General features: G+C 59.2%; 17 protein-coding genes. 7 read left to right on the forward strand and 10 right to left on the reverse strand.

Translation table 11 applies throughout. The features are described from left to right. The first annotated feature begins 46 nt into the window (after positions 1 to 46). Positions 47 to 388 (forward strand): GlpM family protein, encoded by a 342-nt coding sequence (locus tag JL05_RS19425; RefSeq protein ID WP_004927953.1) that lies wholly within the window; start codon positions 47 to 49, stop codon positions 386 to 388. 17 nt (positions 389 to 405) lie between these two features. Here the strand turns inward: JL05_RS19425 and JL05_RS19430 are convergent, their stop codons facing one another. Beyond that, complete coding sequence (locus JL05_RS19430; protein WP_028128013.1) at positions 406 to 837, reverse strand: hypothetical protein; 432 nt, start codon at positions 835 to 837, stop codon at positions 406 to 408. Between the two features lie 171 nt (positions 838 to 1,008). Next, positions 1,009 to 1,323 (reverse strand): hypothetical protein, encoded by a 315-nt coding sequence (locus JL05_RS25465; RefSeq protein WP_033633390.1) that lies wholly within the window; start codon positions 1,321 to 1,323, stop codon positions 1,009 to 1,011. A 544-nt stretch (positions 1,324 to 1,867) separates the two neighbouring features. On the opposite strand from JL05_RS25465, the gene JL05_RS19440 reads away from it, so the two are divergent. After that, a complete protein-coding gene (locus JL05_RS19440) occupies positions 1,868 to 2,227 on the forward strand; it encodes a hypothetical protein (protein ID WP_004927961.1) in 360 nt (119 codons plus the stop codon). A gap of 40 nt (positions 2,228 to 2,267) precedes the next feature. Here JL05_RS19440 and JL05_RS19445 read toward each other — a convergent pair whose 3' ends face one another. The 4 genes from JL05_RS19445 to JL05_RS19455 are packed head-to-tail and all read right to left on the reverse strand — an operon-like array spanning position 2,268 to position 5,857. Next, on the reverse strand, positions 2,268 to 3,536 hold the full coding sequence (locus JL05_RS19445; RefSeq protein ID WP_033633391.1) for an FAD-dependent oxidoreductase: 1,269 nt from the start codon (positions 3,534 to 3,536) through the stop codon (positions 2,268 to 2,270). Beyond that, on the reverse strand, positions 3,529 to 3,789 hold the full coding sequence (locus JL05_RS25005; protein ID WP_004927966.1) for a (2Fe-2S)-binding protein: 261 nt from the start codon (positions 3,787 to 3,789) through the stop codon (positions 3,529 to 3,531). Before JL05_RS25005 ends, JL05_RS19445 begins: the two co-directional genes overlap by 8 nt. Further along, a complete protein-coding gene (locus JL05_RS19450; protein WP_033633392.1) occupies positions 3,786 to 4,910 on the reverse strand; it encodes an NAD(P)/FAD-dependent oxidoreductase in 1,125 nt (374 codons plus the stop codon). Before JL05_RS19450 ends, JL05_RS25005 begins: the two co-directional genes overlap by 4 nt. Further along, complete coding sequence (locus JL05_RS19455) at positions 4,910 to 5,857, reverse strand: 4-hydroxyproline epimerase (RefSeq protein WP_033633393.1); 948 nt, start codon at positions 5,855 to 5,857, stop codon at positions 4,910 to 4,912. The genes JL05_RS19450 and JL05_RS19455 overlap by 1 nt, the downstream gene beginning before the upstream one ends. A 389-nt stretch (positions 5,858 to 6,246) precedes the next feature. Here JL05_RS19455 and JL05_RS19460 point away from each other — a divergent pair, with 389 nt between their 5' ends. After that, positions 6,247 to 7,101, forward strand: a complete 855-nt coding sequence (locus JL05_RS19460; protein WP_031300114.1) for an AraC family transcriptional regulator — start codon at positions 6,247 to 6,249, stop codon at positions 7,099 to 7,101. Between the two features lie 31 nt (positions 7,102 to 7,132). Here the strand turns inward: JL05_RS19460 and JL05_RS25470 are convergent, their stop codons facing one another. Then, positions 7,133 to 7,279, reverse strand: coding sequence for a hypothetical protein (locus JL05_RS25470; RefSeq protein WP_153303148.1), 147 nt, complete (start codon positions 7,277 to 7,279; stop codon positions 7,133 to 7,135). A gap of 29 nt (positions 7,280 to 7,308) precedes the next feature. On the opposite strand from JL05_RS25470, the gene JL05_RS19465 reads away from it, so the two are divergent. Genes JL05_RS19465 through JL05_RS19480 form a run of 4 tightly spaced genes read left to right on the forward strand, consistent with a single transcriptional unit; the run spans position 7,309 to position 12,543 of the window. Then, on the forward strand, positions 7,309 to 8,229 hold the full coding sequence (locus JL05_RS19465) for a dihydrodipicolinate synthase family protein (protein ID WP_033633394.1): 921 nt from the start codon (positions 7,309 to 7,311) through the stop codon (positions 8,227 to 8,229). Between the two features lie 54 nt (positions 8,230 to 8,283). After that, complete coding sequence (locus JL05_RS19470) at positions 8,284 to 9,900, forward strand: aldehyde dehydrogenase (NADP(+)) (RefSeq protein ID WP_033633395.1); 1,617 nt, start codon at positions 8,284 to 8,286, stop codon at positions 9,898 to 9,900. 44 nt (positions 9,901 to 9,944) lie between these two features. Beyond that, on the forward strand, positions 9,945 to 11,510 hold the full coding sequence (locus JL05_RS19475) for an APC family permease (RefSeq protein WP_033633396.1): 1,566 nt from the start codon (positions 9,945 to 9,947) through the stop codon (positions 11,508 to 11,510). 19 nt (positions 11,511 to 11,529) lie between these two features. Beyond that, positions 11,530 to 12,543, forward strand: a complete 1,014-nt coding sequence (locus tag JL05_RS19480; RefSeq protein ID WP_033633397.1) for an Ldh family oxidoreductase — start codon at positions 11,530 to 11,532, stop codon at positions 12,541 to 12,543. A 45-nt stretch (positions 12,544 to 12,588) separates the two neighbouring features. Here JL05_RS19480 and JL05_RS19485 read toward each other — a convergent pair whose 3' ends face one another. The 3 genes from JL05_RS19485 to JL05_RS19495 form a co-directional block, all read right to left on the reverse strand. Further along, positions 12,589 to 13,269 (reverse strand): hypothetical protein, encoded by a 681-nt coding sequence (locus tag JL05_RS19485; protein WP_004927990.1) that lies wholly within the window; start codon positions 13,267 to 13,269, stop codon positions 12,589 to 12,591. Between the two features lie 177 nt (positions 13,270 to 13,446). Continuing rightward, the gene (locus JL05_RS19490) at positions 13,447 to 13,875 is read right to left on the reverse strand and encodes a universal stress protein (RefSeq protein ID WP_004927993.1); all 429 of its coding nucleotides are present in this window, start codon (positions 13,873 to 13,875) and stop codon (positions 13,447 to 13,449) included. 180 nt (positions 13,876 to 14,055) lie between these two features. After that, positions 14,056 to 14,772 carry a LuxR family transcriptional regulator gene (locus JL05_RS19495; protein WP_033633398.1) on the reverse strand — a complete coding sequence of 239 codons (717 nt, stop codon included), beginning with the start codon at positions 14,770 to 14,772 and terminating at the stop codon, positions 14,056 to 14,058. Between the last annotated feature and the right edge of the window lie 317 nt (positions 14,773 to 15,089).

A 15,089-nucleotide genomic window follows, 5' to 3' on the forward strand; every position in this document is an offset into this window, starting at 1 on the left:
CGCTTTCGGGCAGTGTGTTGACTTTCCCCCCACACCCGAGACCGTTATGGGCATCCTTGTCAAAGCGCTGATCGGCGCGCTGGTCGTGGTTCTAATCGGCCTGTTGGCCAAAACGCGCAACTATTATATCGCCGGTTTAGTCCCGCTCTTTCCCACTTTCGCCCTGATTGCGCATTACATTGTCGGCAGCGAACGTTCAATTGCGGCACTGAAAACGACGCTGATTTTCGGCATGTGGGCGGTATTGCCCTACCTGGTATATTTGATTTCGCTGTATTTCCTGATTAACAGTCTGCGGCTGTCGTTAGCGCTGGGTGCGGCGGTATTGTGCTGGATTGCGGCGGCGTGGCTATTAATTACGCTGTGGGGATGGTGGCAAGGGCGTTAACGCCCTTGCCTGGGCTGTTACGGCCGCCCTGCCTGCAACACGAAGCCTCGCTGCCGATCGCCGGCGATGCGCAGATAGCGGCTTTCACCGGCGCGCAGCGTCATCGGCACGCTGCCGCTGGTTTCACGCCAAATACATAGAGAGTTCTCGATCATATCTTGCCCGATACTGACCGAAATATTGCCTGGTGGCACGCGAAACTCTGCTTTTTCTTTTGCCTCGAGTGAAGCGGCAAACTCCCCATTCACATAGACGCCAGTGCGGCAGCTGCCCGCCAGCATTCCGCTGTCGCGCACCACGACCACCGTAGCGTAAGGCGTATCCGGGATATTCTGATAGAGCATCAGACGGCTTGGGGGGGGCAACTCAGCCTGTTGCGGCGGTACGGCTTGAGTCGCACACCCCGTCAGCAGTGCAGAGGCAAATAACAACGCGGCGTAATGCTTCATCCTTGGCTCCTGAAGAAAATAATGCTTATCGTAGCAAGAGAATAGCTGTCTCCAGTAGCCTTCATACCGCAGAGACGAAAAAATCGGATAACTTCCCACTCCTCTCACGAACCTGCAGGGATAAGAAGATTCTGCATTAAAGCCATTGAAATAAAGGCGATTCTTTCAGATTTAAAACTTGATCATGCCACGTTGGATATCTGCCGCAAAAGCACCACTGACGTAACTGAAACCATCCTGCGTGACATAAACCCGGGTATGACCGGTCTCTGATAACACCGCCACCATATATCCCAGGCTGATCATTTCATGGGACGGAACGTTCATCGGGGTTAGAAATCCGCGCCCACGGCACCACTGATAAAAGCGGGTTCGCCCATATCCCAACACGGCGCCAACATCGGAGAGGTGCTTAAAAGTATCATAATCCTCTGATGGTGAAGGTAAACCGTCATGACTTTCAGGCGTTTTCTTTATCCCAGACAAAATAAACTCCTTTTTTGACTCTGTCGCGTACAGTTATCCTTCCTCTAAAATGAATTTAAAAAATCCAAATTTAAAATGCAAATGAATTCCCTGTAACTAAAAAGTCTTCCCCAGAAAAAACCTGAAAATAAAACCCCAATAAAAAAACAGAAATAAAAAAATAAGGTATTAATACCGAGCATTAAATCCTTGGCATGGGTAAATATCCTAAATAAAAATAATATTCATACCCGATAAGAAAATGCTTAGCTTGCATATTATTTCCCTCATTAAAACGATGCAATTGCGGTCAGATCATTGCGGCATAAAGAGAATGAATAAAATCAATGCCACATCGTCCAGCCCTCGCCGTGAGGTCGCGGATCCTTACAGACTGCCCTCAATGCGCCACATCCTCTCTCAACGCGGCACTTCCTAAATCACACCTAAACAATAACCATTATCATTTCCAATTGTTCCGCCAGTTTATTACACTTTCCTACCTCGTCAGTTAGGAACATTCCTAGGCTGCGAGCCTCAGGATAGAGAAAGAGTTAGGGACACCATGAAGAATTGCCGTTGTTTGATTGTTTTGCCGTTATTGATGTTGACCGCCTGCACCCAATGGGAAAGGCCTGGCGCGGTTGAGAGTACCCGGAATGCCGAATATGCCGAATGCCGCAGCCGCGGATACGATCGCTTCCCCCCGGACGTGGTGCGGGACGTGGAGTTCAGCTACGAAAACAAATACATTCCTTGCGAGAAGAATAAGAAAGACTGTCCATCGGGATACCGCTACGACAAGGAGCCGTCAATTAAAACAGTGCAGACCGATCGCAATCAGTCCGCCCGAGACGCCACCATCGAAGCCTGTATGTACGGCAAAGGCTGGCGGGAGAAAACCTACTATTGGCCGCAATGGTAATGTGGCGGCGTTTGCCTGGGGCGAGATGCCGCTAACCCATTCAACCATCGTCATCACATCGGTTCAGCCCCAGCGCAACCAGCGTTTCCGTCCTGACCGGCGTTAAAGGCACACGCGGCGACGGTAAAGGCCAGCCCAAAAGCTGCCTCGCCGCCGTTGCGCAGACTTTACCCTGGCATGCCCCCATACCACAGCGGCTGCTCATCTTAGCCGTGTTCCAATCCGGCTGATGGTGTACCTGTTCCAACGTAACGTCTTCGCAGCGGCACAGTAACGTTTGCGGATTGGCCAGCGAATTCAAGCGCTCATCGAGTGCGAAGGCATTTGCCGCCGCCGTGGCGAAACGCCGCCACCGCCGCCGCTGCGCCGCCAGGCGCTCTGCCTTTTCCCGCTGCCCGGTGGCGGCATAACCGGCAATGGCGCCTTCAGTGAGCGCCAATTCACTGCCGCCGATGCCGGTACACTCCCCGGCAGCAAAAATTTGCACCTGACTGGTTTGCTGCCAATGATTCACCGCTACGGCGTCATGCTTTATCCGACACCCCAACAGCATCGCCAGCTCAATGTTCGCCACCAGACCAAAACCGCAGGCCAGCCTGTCGCAGGCCACCGTACTTTCCCGCCCGCCGTTATTGACACGCACCGACGCCAAGCGCTCTTGCCCCAAGGCCGCCAGCACCCGGCTACCGGCACGATAATGGCTTGGCATCAGAGAGAAAGCCTGACGCAGCTTGGCCGGCCAGCGCCACAGGCCGCCGGCGAAAGCCGCCAACCGCCACAGCGGCGCCTGCTCCGCCAACATGACCACCTCTCCGCCGGCCTGTTTCACGCTGTCGGCCACCGCCAACAGCAGCGGACCACTGCCGGCGATCACCACTCGCTCGCCACGGATCGCCAACCCCTGCTTGATTTGCGCCTGTAAACCACCGGCGCCGGTCACCCCCGGCAGCGTCCAGCCGGGAAACGGCAACAACAGTTCACGCGCGCCATTGCATAAAATCAGCTTTTGATAGCGAATCACGCCGCAGCCCTCGGCGTCTTCATATGCCAATCGGTTAGCGCCACACTGCGCCACCAGCTTGCAGCCAGACTGCAGCGCAATATTTTCCCGCGCCGCCACCGCCTGCCGATAGCGGCTCGCCGTTTCAGGTAAAGCCACCTGCATCCCGTCGCGCCAGATTTGCCCGCCGGGATGCGGATTATCATCAATCATTCGCACCTGGCCACCACTTTCCGCAGCGGCCAGCGCCGCCGCCATGCCGGCCGGCCCGGCACCGACGATCAGCACCTCACAATTGAAGTTACTCATCATCGTTCCTCTCTATGCGCATGCCGGCTTGGCACAGCGTTTGGCACGCCAGCCGACGCAGGCCGTTAATGGTCACCCGGCACTCCTGACAAACGCCCATGCCACAAAAGGGAGCCCGCGGTTGGTGTGAAACAGATAACCGACAACGATCGTCGCCGCACAGGCTGAGCGCCGCAGCAACGCTGAGACCAACCGGCACCCGCCGGTGTTCTCCATCGATGCTCAACGCGATCGTATTTTGTCTTTCATTCATACAGGCAACTCCTCGGCGGCAAACGCCCGCGCAGCCAAATACGGGGAATCGTCAATCTCCGGCGTTTGCCGGCCAATCTGCGCAGTAATCAGCGCAGCGCTGCCGAGCGCAGTCGTGACGCCCAATCCCTCATGCCCCAAAGCCAGCCACAGCCAGGAATGCCGCGGATGCACGCCCAACAGCGGCAGCCCGTCGGCAGAGGCGGCGCGCAACCCGGTCCAGCAGCGAATGATGTTCATCTGCGCCAGTGCGGGCAAGAAATGCTGCGCACGCGTAAGCATTGCCGCCAACAGCGGCATGTCCAACGCCGAATCGACGGCGTCGAACTGGCGGGAAGAGCCGATCAGCCATTGTCCGGTGGGCCGCGCCTGCACATTGAAAGCCACCGACGTGCCGTTACTGGCATGCGCGCTGGCGCCATACCCCAGCTCCACCAGTTGATGCCGCACCCGCGGCGGGTAGCGATCGGTGATCGCCAGTTGGCCCTTCTTGGCGTGAAGCAAAGTCTGCGGTAATAGGCTATTGGCCCTAAGGCCGCAGGCCAGGACCACCACCGGCGCGGCCAGACGTCTGCCGTCCGCCAGCCGCACGGCTTCCTCTTCTAACGCTGTCGCTTCACCATGCACCACGTCAATTGCCGCACCACGGTCGGCCAACAGCCAGCGAGCCGCGAGCGGCGCATACAGAATGCCATCGCCCGACACCCGCAGTCCGCCGGCCAGGCCGTGCCGCAGCATCGGCTCCATGACGGCGATCTGCTCTGCCGTCAGCAGTTCCGCGGCCACGCCCTGCTCCGCCAGCCGCACCCGCTTTTGCTCGGCGATGGCCATTTCATCCGCTTGATCCGCCAACCACAGCGTACCGCAGCCACGCCAGGCGCAGGCTTCCGGCATGCGCCCCGTCACTTCGCGCCACAACCGCAGCGAATAAGCGCTCAACGCCAGCTCGGCAGGATTATCGTCCATGCAAACCAGATGCCCCATACCGGCGGCGGTGGCGCCGGCGCGGCGATCGTCCACCACCGAGACACGATACCCTTCCCGCGCCAGCCGCCAGGCGCAAGCGGCGCCGATGATACCGGCACCGACCACGATGACATCGGCTCCCCGCTCGGCGCCCATCAGCGTATCCCCCAGACGAAGGGATCGCGTTCGTCGAGCAGCAGTTGGCTATCGGCGCACACATAGGCCTGCCCGCGAATAAAGGGGGCAATGCGATCGCCGTTCCAACGATAATAGGCCTGGAATTCGCTGCCGATCACGCTGGCCTGCCGCCACTGCGTGTCCGGCGGCAGTTTGCCGTCCGCCGCCAGACACGCCAGTTTGGCGCTGGTGCCGGTACCGCACGGAGAACGGTCATAGGCTTTGCCGGGGCACAGCACGAAGCTGCGGCTGTCGGCCTGCGGATCGTCACCGAACAGTTCGATATGGTCTATCGCTCCGCCGTCTTCACCGCGGATGCCCGCCTGTTCCAGCGTTTGCCGCACCGCCCAGGTGAACGCGGTCAAGGCCTCCAGATTGTGTTTATCGATGGGCAACGGTGACTCGCCGATCAGGAAGAACCAGTTGCCCCCCCAGGCGATGTCACCCGTCACTGCCCCGTGACCGGCAACCTCAAGCCGCACCTGGCGGCGATAGCGATAAGCCGCCACGTTCTCCACCGTGACGCTGCCGTCATCATGCAGCGTGGCGCTTACCGGGCCGACCGGGGTCTCGATCAGGTGGCGCCCGGCGTGGATGCGCCCCAGATGAGCCAGCGAAGCGATCAGCCCGATAGTGCCGTGTCCGCACATGCCCAGATAGCCGCTGTTGTTAAAGAAGATCACCCCGGCGGTGGCCTGTGGCGAGCAGGGGCGGCACAGCAACGCCCCCACCAGCACGTCATTGCCACGCGGTTCGAGCATCACCGCGCAGCGCCAATCATCATAATGTTGTGCGAAACGCGCCCGCCGTTCCGCCATGCTACCCTCGCCGAGATCGGGAAAACCTTCCACGATCAGGCGGGTCGGCTCTCCGCCGGTATGAGAATCGATCGCCCGCAAAGCGGTGATATGCGCAGAAAGTGCCATCGGCGTCTCCTGGGTTAATGAGATGTTACCAATGGCATTAGCCTGAACGAATGTGAGCATGACGGCTTGATGCGTTTCGGCGCAGCGAATGAAGAAATCAGCACAGTGACAAACGTCAGGCCTGACGCGTCGCGGGTATGAGTTTAACGGTTGTCATAATAATGACTTATTTATCATGTCGTTATTTTCATGCTAAACCCTTGCGTAGCGAGAAACGCCGCAGTTTTCAAGCAACCGCCAAACACCGTCCGGCAAAAGTATGCGGCAATCCGCATATTTGGCAGCCCGCCGGAAATAGCGCTTGCTTCGTTACAAAAAAGTTAATATTGATGCGAAAGCGCCAACCTGGCTCGCCTGTTTTTCCGGCTAACGACCGAAAAGGGACTGTTATGCGATCCACTTCAGACTACCCGCCTCCGGTTTCTCTCTCGCCGCCTTCGCTTGTGGGGCTGCCGGAGCAGGAGGACGTTTTTGCCGTCGAACATCTGTCGCGCCTGTGCGACGGACTGGCGCAGCAGCGCCCGAACAACCTGCGCGATCTGCTGAATACGCTGGCGCTGATCGCGCCGTTGCTGAACGCGATCCCCAACGTGGTGTTCTTTATCAAAGACGCCCAGGCTCGCTACCTGCTGGCCAACCTGACGCTGGCCAGGCGCTGCGGTTTCAAAACCGTCACGCCGCTGCTGGGCAAAACCTCCGCCGACGTTTTTCCCGCTCAGCTCGGATCCGGCTATACCGAGCAGGATCTGCGGGTATTGCGCCACGGCGTGCTGATCCAGGATCAGCTGGAAATGCACCTGTACAACGGCCGAGAAACCGGCTGGTGCCTGACGCAAAAGCTGGCGCTGTATGACGCGCAGGGAAAAATCATCGGTATGGCGGGTATTTCTCACGATCTGCAGGAGGCCAGAGCCAATCACCCGGCCTACCAGCGGCTGGCGGCGATCGACGTGCATATCCGCCGCCACTACGCCAGACCGATCGCGCTTGAAGAGCTGACGGCGCTGACCGGGTTATCGGTGGCGCAGATCGAACGCTACTGCAAACGTATCTTCCACCTCACCCCGCGCCAGATGATCCACAAAGTGCGGCTGGAAAAGGCCACGGAACTCCTGGCCGGCGATCTGCCGATCACGGACATCGCGCTGCAGTGCGGCTATACCGATCACAGCGCCTTCAGCCGTCAGTTCAAAGCGATGACCGGCTCCACGCCGCGCGATTTTCGCCTGACGCTTTCCGCTTAACGCGCTGATTTACCCCGTTAACCCTCTCTTCTCACGGCGTACCGACGCCCGATTTTTCACGCCCGTTTTCCGCCGCGATTGTGCCAATTTCGTCGCGGCAATCGGCGAAAAGCGTCAAGCCTCCCTGCGCAATACCGGTCAATCTGTCGGTGAGCCTTACCAAAGATTCACTTTTCATTAACACTTTCGGACGACAGGACAAACACGATGAGCCATAAAACTCTAAGCTGGAGCGGCGTATTCCCGGCGGTGACGACCCAATTTCGCAACGATTTCTCTCTGGATCTCGACGCCACCCATACGGTGATCAAAAACCTGGTGCGCGACGGCGTCTCCGGCCTGGTGGTGTGCGGCACCGTCGGTGAAAATACCTCGATGACAGTGCAGGAAAAGCTGGCGGTGATCGAGGTGGCGAAAGACGCCGCCGACGGTAAAGTGCCGGTGATCGCCGGCATCGCCGAGTTCACCACCGCCTTCGCGCAGAACATGGCGCGTGAAGCGCAAAAGGCCGGCGTCGACGGAATTATGGTGATGCCGGCGCTGGTCTACTCCGCCAAACCGCACGAAACCGCCGCGCACTTCCGCAGCGTCGCTGGCGCGACCGATCTGCCGATAATGGTCTACAACAACCCTCCCATTTACAAAAATGACGTCACGCCCGACATTCTGACCTCGCTGGTCGACTGCGAGAACATCGTGTGCTTCAAAGACTCGTCGGGCGATACCCGCCGCTTTATCGACCTGCGCAATGAAGTCGGCGATCGCTTCGTGCTGTTCGCCGGGTTGGACGATGTGGTGCTGGAAAGCATCGCCGTCGGCGCGCAAGGCTGGATCTCCGGCATGTCCAATGCCTTCCCGCGCGAAGGGGAAACCCTGTTCCGGCTGGCGAAGGAAAGACGCTATGAGGAAGCGTTGGCGCTATACAGCTGGTTTATGCCACTACTGCACCTCGATGCCCGCCCCGATCTGGTGCAGTGCATCAAACTCTGCGAACAGCGGGTCGGCCGCGGCAGCGCTGTCACTCGCCCTCCGCGCCTGGCGCTGCAGGGAGAAACGCTCACCGAGATCAACGCCGTGATCGATAAAGCGCTGGCCACCCGCCCTGCGCTGCCGAACGTCGGCCTGTGACGCCTTCATCGCCCGGCCATGCCGGGCGTCATGCTTTATCCACCGGGGGAACCGATGCCCAACGATCGCTACGCCGCCATCAGCGGCCAACAATTTATCGGCGGCCAACGCCGCGCCGAAGGGGAAGCGTCGCTGTGTAGCCTGCGCGCCGACGACGGTCAGCCAACCGGCTACCGCTTCCACCAGGCCACGGCGGCAGAAACCGCCGCCGCCGCAGAAGCCGCCGCAGCAGCCTTTGCGCCCTATTCACAGCTCAGTGCAGAACAACGCGCGAACTTTCTCGACGCCATCGCCGAAGAGTTAGACGCATTGGATGATGTTTTCTTCACCTTCGCCATGCAGGAATCGGCCTTGCCGTCTGCGCGGTTGAGCGGCGAACGCGCCAGAACCAGCGGCCAGATGCGGCTGTTCGCCACGCTGCTGCGGCGCGGCGACGTCGAGGGCGTGCGCATCGACTGCGCGCTGCCGCTGCGTTCCCCCCTGCCGCGCCCCGATCTGCGTCAATACCGCACGGCGCTCGGCCCGGTGGCGGTCTTCGGCGCCAGCAACTTCCCGCTGGCGTTTTCCACCGCGGGCGGTGATACCGCCGCCGCGCTCGCCGCCGGCTGCCCGGTCGTGTTCAAGGCGCACAGCGGCCATATGATCACCGCCGAGCTGACCGCTCAGGCGATCGAGCGCGCTCGGGAACGCACAAGGATGCCCGCCGGCGTCTTCAACATGATCTTCGGCAATCGCGTGGGGGCCGATTTGGTACAACATCCGGCGATTCAGGCAGTGGGATTCACCGGCTCGCTGCAAGGCGGCCGGGCGCTCTTCGATCTGGCGATGCAACGCCCTCAACCTATACCGGTCTTCGCAGAAATGTCGAGCATCAATCCGGTAGTGATCCTGCCCAAGGCGTTGGCGCGGCGCGGGCAGCGCATTGCGCAGGAACTGGTCTCTTCCTTCACACTCGGCTGCGGTCAGTTCTGCACCAAGCCCGGCGTGATCGTCGCGCTGCGCGGCGCCGCCTTCGATCGGTTAACCGAAACGATGAGCGCCCTGGTTAACGCCGCCGAGCCGCAGCCGATGCTGAATGCCGGCACGCTGGAGCACTACCGTCACGGGCTGGCAGCCCTCGATGCCCATCCAGGTATGCGGCGTCTCGCAGGCCGAAGCGAAACGCCCACGCTTCGGGCGGCGGCGCAGCTTTATCAGGCGGAAGAGGCGCTGTTGCTGCAGGCTGACCCGCTGCTGCAACAAGAGGTCTTCGGCCCGGTCAGCATCCTGGTGGCGGTGGATAACGAAGCGCAGCTGCATGCGACGCTGGCGGCATTGCAAGGTCAGTTGACCGCCACGCTGCTGGCGGACGACGACGATCTCGATGTGGCCGCCGGTCTGACGACACTGTTGGCGCGCAAAGCCGGTCGGGTGCTGTTCAACGGGTATCCGACCGGGGTGGAAGTGTGCGACGCCATGGTGCACGGCGGCCCTTACCCGGCCACCAGCGATGCACGCGGCACCTCGGTAGGCACGCTGGCCATCGAGCGTTTCCTGCGGCCGGTTTGTTTGCAAAACACCCCTGCGGCGCTGTTGCCGCCGGCGCTGCAGGACGCCAACCCGCTCAACCTGCTGCGGCTGGTGAACGGCGTTTACACCCGAGCCCCCCTGGTTTCACCTGCCCCAAATTAGCCCGGCCGCATCTGCCTGCCACTCAATAACAAAAGGGTAATACCATGACAACCCAAGGCAAATTCAAGAAGCAGCTTACGCTCACCGACCTGACGTTCATCGGTCTGGGCGCCATCTTCGGCTCCGGTTGGCTGTTCGCCGCCAGCCATGTCTCCTCCATCGCCGGCCCGGCCGGCATCTATTCCTGGCTGATCGGCGGCCTGGCGGTGCTGCTGCTCGGCATCGTCTACTGCGAGCTGGGCGCCGCCCTGCCGCGCGCCGGCGGCATCATTCGCTATCCGGTATTCTCGCACGGCGAACTGATGGGTTATCTGCTGGGGTTTATCACGCTGATCGCCTTCTCCAGCCTGATCGCCATCGAAGTCGTCGCCGCCCGGCAGTACGCCGCCGCCTGGTTCCCGTTCCTCAGTCAGCCGGGTTCCGGCGATCCAACCGCGATCGGCTGGCTGGTGCAGCTGGCGCTGCTGTGCTTTTTCTTCGCGCTCAACTATTACAGCGTCAAAACCTTCGCCAAATCCAATAACCTGATCAGCGTGCTGAAGTTTCTGGTGCCGCTGTTGGTGATCGTGGTGTTGTTCAGCTTTTTCAAACCGGAAAACCTGCACAGCCAGGGCTTTGCTCCCTTCGGTTCCGCCGGCGTTGAGGCCGCCATTTCCGCCGGCGGCATCATCTTCGCCTACCTCGGCCTGACGCCGATCATTTCGGTCGCCAGCGAGGTGCAACGGCCGCAACGCACCATTCCCATCGCGCTGATCCTGTCGGTGGTGCTGTCCACCATCATCTATGTGCTGCTGCAGATAGCGTTTCTCGGCAGTATCCCCAGCGAGATGCTGAGCGGTGGCTGGGCCGGCATCAGCCAACAGTTCTCCCTGCCGTTCCGCGACATCGCCATCACGCTGGGCATGGGATGGCTGGCGTTTCTGGTGGTCAGCGACGCGATCGTTTCGCCGAGCGGCACCGGCAATATCTATATGAACGCCACGCCCCGCGTGATCTACGGTTGGGCGCGCGCCGGCACCTTCTTCAAACTGTTCACCCGAGTGGACGCCGAGTCAGGTATTCCTCGCCCGGCGCTGTGGCTGACCTTCGCTCTCTCGGTATTCTGGACGCTGCCGTTCCCATCCTGGGAAAAACTGATCGGCGTGGTGTCCGCCGCACTGGTGCTGAGCTACGCCATCGCCCCGGTCACCGCCGCCGGGCTGCGGCGCAATGCGCCCGATATGCCGCGTCCGTTCCGGGTCCGCGGTTTCTGCGTGCTCGGCCCGCTGTCGTTTATCATTTCGGCGCTGATCGTCTTCTGGTCCGGCTGGGACACCGTCTCCTGGCTGCTCGGCTTGCAGATCCTGATGTTCTTCATCTACATCCTGTTCAAGAATCAGGTGCCTACCCACGCCGTTAGTCTCCGACAGCAAATTTGGTCCTCGCTGTGGCTGATCGTCTTCTATGCGCTGGTGATCGGGCTTTCCTACCTCAGCAGCTTCGGCGGCATCGGCGCTATTGCTCATCCATGGGACACCCTCACCATGGCGGTGATTGCGCTGGCGATTTACTACTGGGGCGCCTATACCTGTTTACCCCAGGCCAATTTTATCGGCGATGAAGAAGAATGAACCCAGGGAGGACATCGAAATGACATCCATGCATGTGCTGTCGCTGGAACAGGCTTATCAACTGGCGTTGCGTACGCTGCGCAGCAACGGTTTCAATCAGGCGCATGCCGAGGCGGTGGCGCAAAATGTCACCCAGGGCGAACGCGACGGCTGCGCTTCTCACGGGCTGTACCGGCTGTTGGGCTGCGTACGATCGCTGCGGGCAGGCAAGGTTTCTGCCGATGCGATGCCCAGATTGCTCGACCAGGCGCCGGCCATCTTGCGCGCCGACGCCGGCGGTGCGTTTTCCCTGCTGGCCTACCGCACCGCTCTGCCGGCCTTTATCGAGAAAGTGCGCGCCAACGGTGTCGCCGCGCTGGCGATCAACCGCTGCGTGCATTTCTCCGCGCTGTGGGCCGATATCGAACCGCTGACCGAGCAGGGGTTGGTGGCCTTGGCCTGCACGCCCAGCCACGCCTGGGTGACGCCGGCCGGCGGTTCGCGACCGCTCTTCGGCACCAACCCCATCGCCTTCGGCTGGCCGCGTCCGGATCGGCCGCCGTTTTTGTTCGACATGGCCACCAGCGCGGCGGCGCGCGGCGAAATCGAATTACACCGCCGCGCCGGCACCCCGCTGCCTGAAGGCTGGGGCATTGATAAGGCAGGCAATCCGTCCACCGATGCCGCCAGCGTGTTGGAGGGCGCGATGCTGACCTTCGGCGGACATAAGGGCTCGGCGCTGGCGGCAATGGTTGAATTGCTGGCAGGGCCGCTGATCGGCGATATGACCAGCAAGGAATCGCTGGCCTATGACGATGGCACCGGTTCGTCGCCTTACGGTGGTGAGCTGGTCATCGCGTTGGATCCCGAGCGTTTTCTCGGTGCGGATAAGGCGAAATATTTCGCCGGAGCGGAGGCGATGTTTGCCGATATGCAGGCGCAAGGCGCCCGCATCCCCGGCGAACGCCGTTATCGGCAACGGCACCAGAGCGAGCAATACGGCGTGGAAATCCCCAAGGCGTTGTACGACGAAATAGTGGCGCTGTGCGATTAACGCTGGATTTATGCCCCGCGCCAGCAACCCGGCGCGGGGAGAGGCTTATCCAGCCTGAGCCATGTCGCTGTGCAGGCGCTTGCGCCACACCGGTTTGGTGTCCCAGCGTGCAAAGTGTTTCGCCTCTTTACCCGGCTGCACCTGATGCCACATGTCTTCTTGCCACCGGATCGGTTCCTTTCCTCGCAACGTTGGGCGGGTCTGTTTAATCGTCCGTTGCAAGACGTCTGCTTCTTCCGCAGTAATGGGCGGCGCCTGTCTGGCGGCGTCCAGCGCACGGCTTCCCAGCGGCGCCATCACCTGATACAACACGTTGACCTGCTGCAGCGTCGCTTGCTGATTAGTGCTCATCCCCTTACCCGACCAACCGTCGAAGTTTTCACCGGGATCGTCCCCCTGCGCGCGATACTCATTACCTGGCCCCTCGACGATATTCCATCCTTGCCAGGTCACCAGAGTGTGTAATCCATCGCGATCCTGCAGGTTTTTATTCTGGATCTGTTTGAGCACCGCGGCGCGGTTTGGCACACCGATCAGATTCATAAACTCGTCCAGCGCGTTCCAATGCTGCCCCGCCACCAAACCATTCCAGACATTACGCAAACAGTTCCAGGGAATGGTGTGGTGCCAGGTTAGCGTGATAAGCGGTTTGGTTGACGCATGTTGCCAACGGCTCGGTTCACTGCCCCGATCGCCTCTGATAATCCCATCGACTTCTAATGGCATAGCTGCCCCTCTTCTGGCTGAAATGAAAAATATGCGCAAGGCCGGTGGCCCGGTTGGCATAAAAACGTCAGCTAAAATCGTAGCAGTTCAGACTGGGATGGCAATAAAACGCAAAGCACGCTCTGCAGCCGGCCGGTAACCGCAGAACGTGCCCGAAAACGGTGAGTTTAAGATGAATTATCTGACCACCATCACCGAAATATTGGCATGGCGAACGATAGCGGCGGCGTTGGACCCCAGCAGATAGGTTTTCACGCTCGGGCGACGCGAACCGATGATGATCAGATCGGCGTCGATCTCTTCCGCCAGTTCCAACACCTGATCGCGTGCAGAACCGAAGCTGACGGTGTAATTGAGGCGATCCAACGGCAGATCGATTTCCGACATGATTTTCTTCAGTCTATCCACCGCCTTCACCTCCGCCTGATTCTCAAACTCCTTGAGGCCGAACGAATAGGCAGTAACAAAAGCCGAGGCATCCGGCAGCGCATGGAAGAAATGCACTTTAGCGCCGGACATCTTCGCCAAATATTCCACATGCTTCAGCGCATGCTCGGTCAACAGATCCTCTTCAATATCGATCGGCACTAAAATAGTCTTGTACATATCACGTCCTTTCTATGTAAACCGGGTGCCAACAGAATACTGCCGCGCACGGGCGCGGTGAATCGCTTTATCACGCTTTTGTGATCGAGGGGTAAATACTGACAAGGATAGTTTTTAATTTAACAAAATATAAACATTACACCGATAACGGATAGGCGATTAATTATTTATTACTCGAGATTAAATTAGCTGTAAATAAACCGCTTTGGCGGTAGCGGCGGTCTTATTGGCGACAGAAAGCTTTTTAATCGAGTTGCCGATGTGGAAATTGATCGTGCGCTCGCTCACCCCCATCAACAACGCGATCTCTTCCGCCGTTTTTCCTTCGCTGCTCCAGCGTAAAATGTCTTTTTCGCGCAGCGTCAGCACATCTTTTATCGCGTCATCATTCACCGATATCAAGGCCTCCCGCAGCGTTTTATGGGCGGTTTGCGCCAGCCAAAGGAAAAAAGTTTCATTTGCGGCACGCGCTTGCGGCGTTTGCTCAGGTAGCGCTTTACCGGCAAACGTCAGGATCCCCAACCTGCCATAGCAATCCTTGACCGACTGCGACCAACCGGCGCACAAGCCGAATTGCGCCATACGCCGCCAAAGCGTCGGCCGCTCATGATAAAAGCTTTCGTCCCACTGAAACTGCAGTGTGGAATGGTGAGCACGCTCAATAACCGGATCCTGCAAATATACCCGCTGCCGCCGATAATCCTCGAGATAGCTCGTTGAAATATTCCCTTCGATCAGCATCTTGGGGCTGCTGGCCGGATAACAGGAAAACACGATGTAGGAGAAATAATCAAACCCCAACGCCTCGGCGCAGGGCCCCAGCTGCGTCAGAAAGCATTCGCGATCGGCCAGGCTGCCAATCACCTCCGCCATGAGCCGTTGAGTGCGGGTATCCATAACGCAGGTTCTCCAGATAGCGATGCCGATTTATCGATAGGTCAGATTCACTATAGAATATCGCTGCCCGGCGCCAGTAGCCGTTTCATATAATAAAAAATACCAACGCTATAACGAAAACAGCTATTCCCCTTAAAATAAGCCTTTTTATTGCGCCGAACAGGAAAACTACGCGAATAGCATACTCTCCTCGACACGTAAACCTGTCATTTCTACCGTTAGACAGCCAGGACACCACCAATTACTTTCCAGACAGGCACCCAGTGCCGCCGTAAATCCAAAGAGATAATAAGCATTTGCGAATTTCGCATGGCATA

Source organism: Serratia nematodiphila DZ0503SBS1 (assembly GCF_000738675.1).
Classification (GTDB): Bacteria; Pseudomonadota; Gammaproteobacteria; order Enterobacterales; family Enterobacteriaceae; genus Serratia; species Serratia nematodiphila.

Coding starts and splice junctions, on each gene's coding strand:
- JL05_RS19425 (WP_004927953.1), top strand. CDS start 47: ATGGGCATCCTTGTCAAAGCGCTGATCGGCGCGCTGGTCGTGGTTCTA.
- JL05_RS19430 (WP_028128013.1), bottom strand. CDS start 837: ATGAAGCATTACGCCGCGTTGTTATTTGCCTCTGCACTGCTGACGGGG.
- JL05_RS19440 (WP_004927961.1), top strand. CDS start 1,868: ATGAAGAATTGCCGTTGTTTGATTGTTTTGCCGTTATTGATGTTGACC.
- JL05_RS19445 (WP_033633391.1), bottom strand. CDS start 3,536: ATGAGTAACTTCAATTGTGAGGTGCTGATCGTCGGTGCCGGGCCGGCC.
- JL05_RS25005 (WP_004927966.1), bottom strand. CDS start 3,789: ATGAATGAAAGACAAAATACGATCGCGTTGAGCATCGATGGAGAACAC.
- JL05_RS19450 (WP_033633392.1), bottom strand. CDS start 4,910: ATGGGCGCCGAGCGGGGAGCCGATGTCATCGTGGTCGGTGCCGGTATC.
- JL05_RS19455 (WP_033633393.1), bottom strand. CDS start 5,857: ATGGCACTTTCTGCGCATATCACCGCTTTGCGGGCGATCGATTCTCAT.
- JL05_RS19460 (WP_031300114.1), top strand. CDS start 6,247: ATGCGATCCACTTCAGACTACCCGCCTCCGGTTTCTCTCTCGCCGCCT.
- JL05_RS25470 (WP_153303148.1), bottom strand. CDS start 7,279: ATGAAAAGTGAATCTTTGGTAAGGCTCACCGACAGATTGACCGGTATT.
- JL05_RS19465 (WP_033633394.1), top strand. CDS start 7,309: ATGAGCCATAAAACTCTAAGCTGGAGCGGCGTATTCCCGGCGGTGACG.
- JL05_RS19470 (WP_033633395.1), top strand. CDS start 8,284: ATGCCCAACGATCGCTACGCCGCCATCAGCGGCCAACAATTTATCGGC.
- JL05_RS19475 (WP_033633396.1), top strand. CDS start 9,945: ATGACAACCCAAGGCAAATTCAAGAAGCAGCTTACGCTCACCGACCTG.
- JL05_RS19480 (WP_033633397.1), top strand. CDS start 11,530: ATGACATCCATGCATGTGCTGTCGCTGGAACAGGCTTATCAACTGGCG.
- JL05_RS19485 (WP_004927990.1), bottom strand. CDS start 13,269: ATGCCATTAGAAGTCGATGGGATTATCAGAGGCGATCGGGGCAGTGAA.
- JL05_RS19490 (WP_004927993.1), bottom strand. CDS start 13,875: ATGTACAAGACTATTTTAGTGCCGATCGATATTGAAGAGGATCTGTTG.
- JL05_RS19495 (WP_033633398.1), bottom strand. CDS start 14,772: ATGGATACCCGCACTCAACGGCTCATGGCGGAGGTGATTGGCAGCCTG.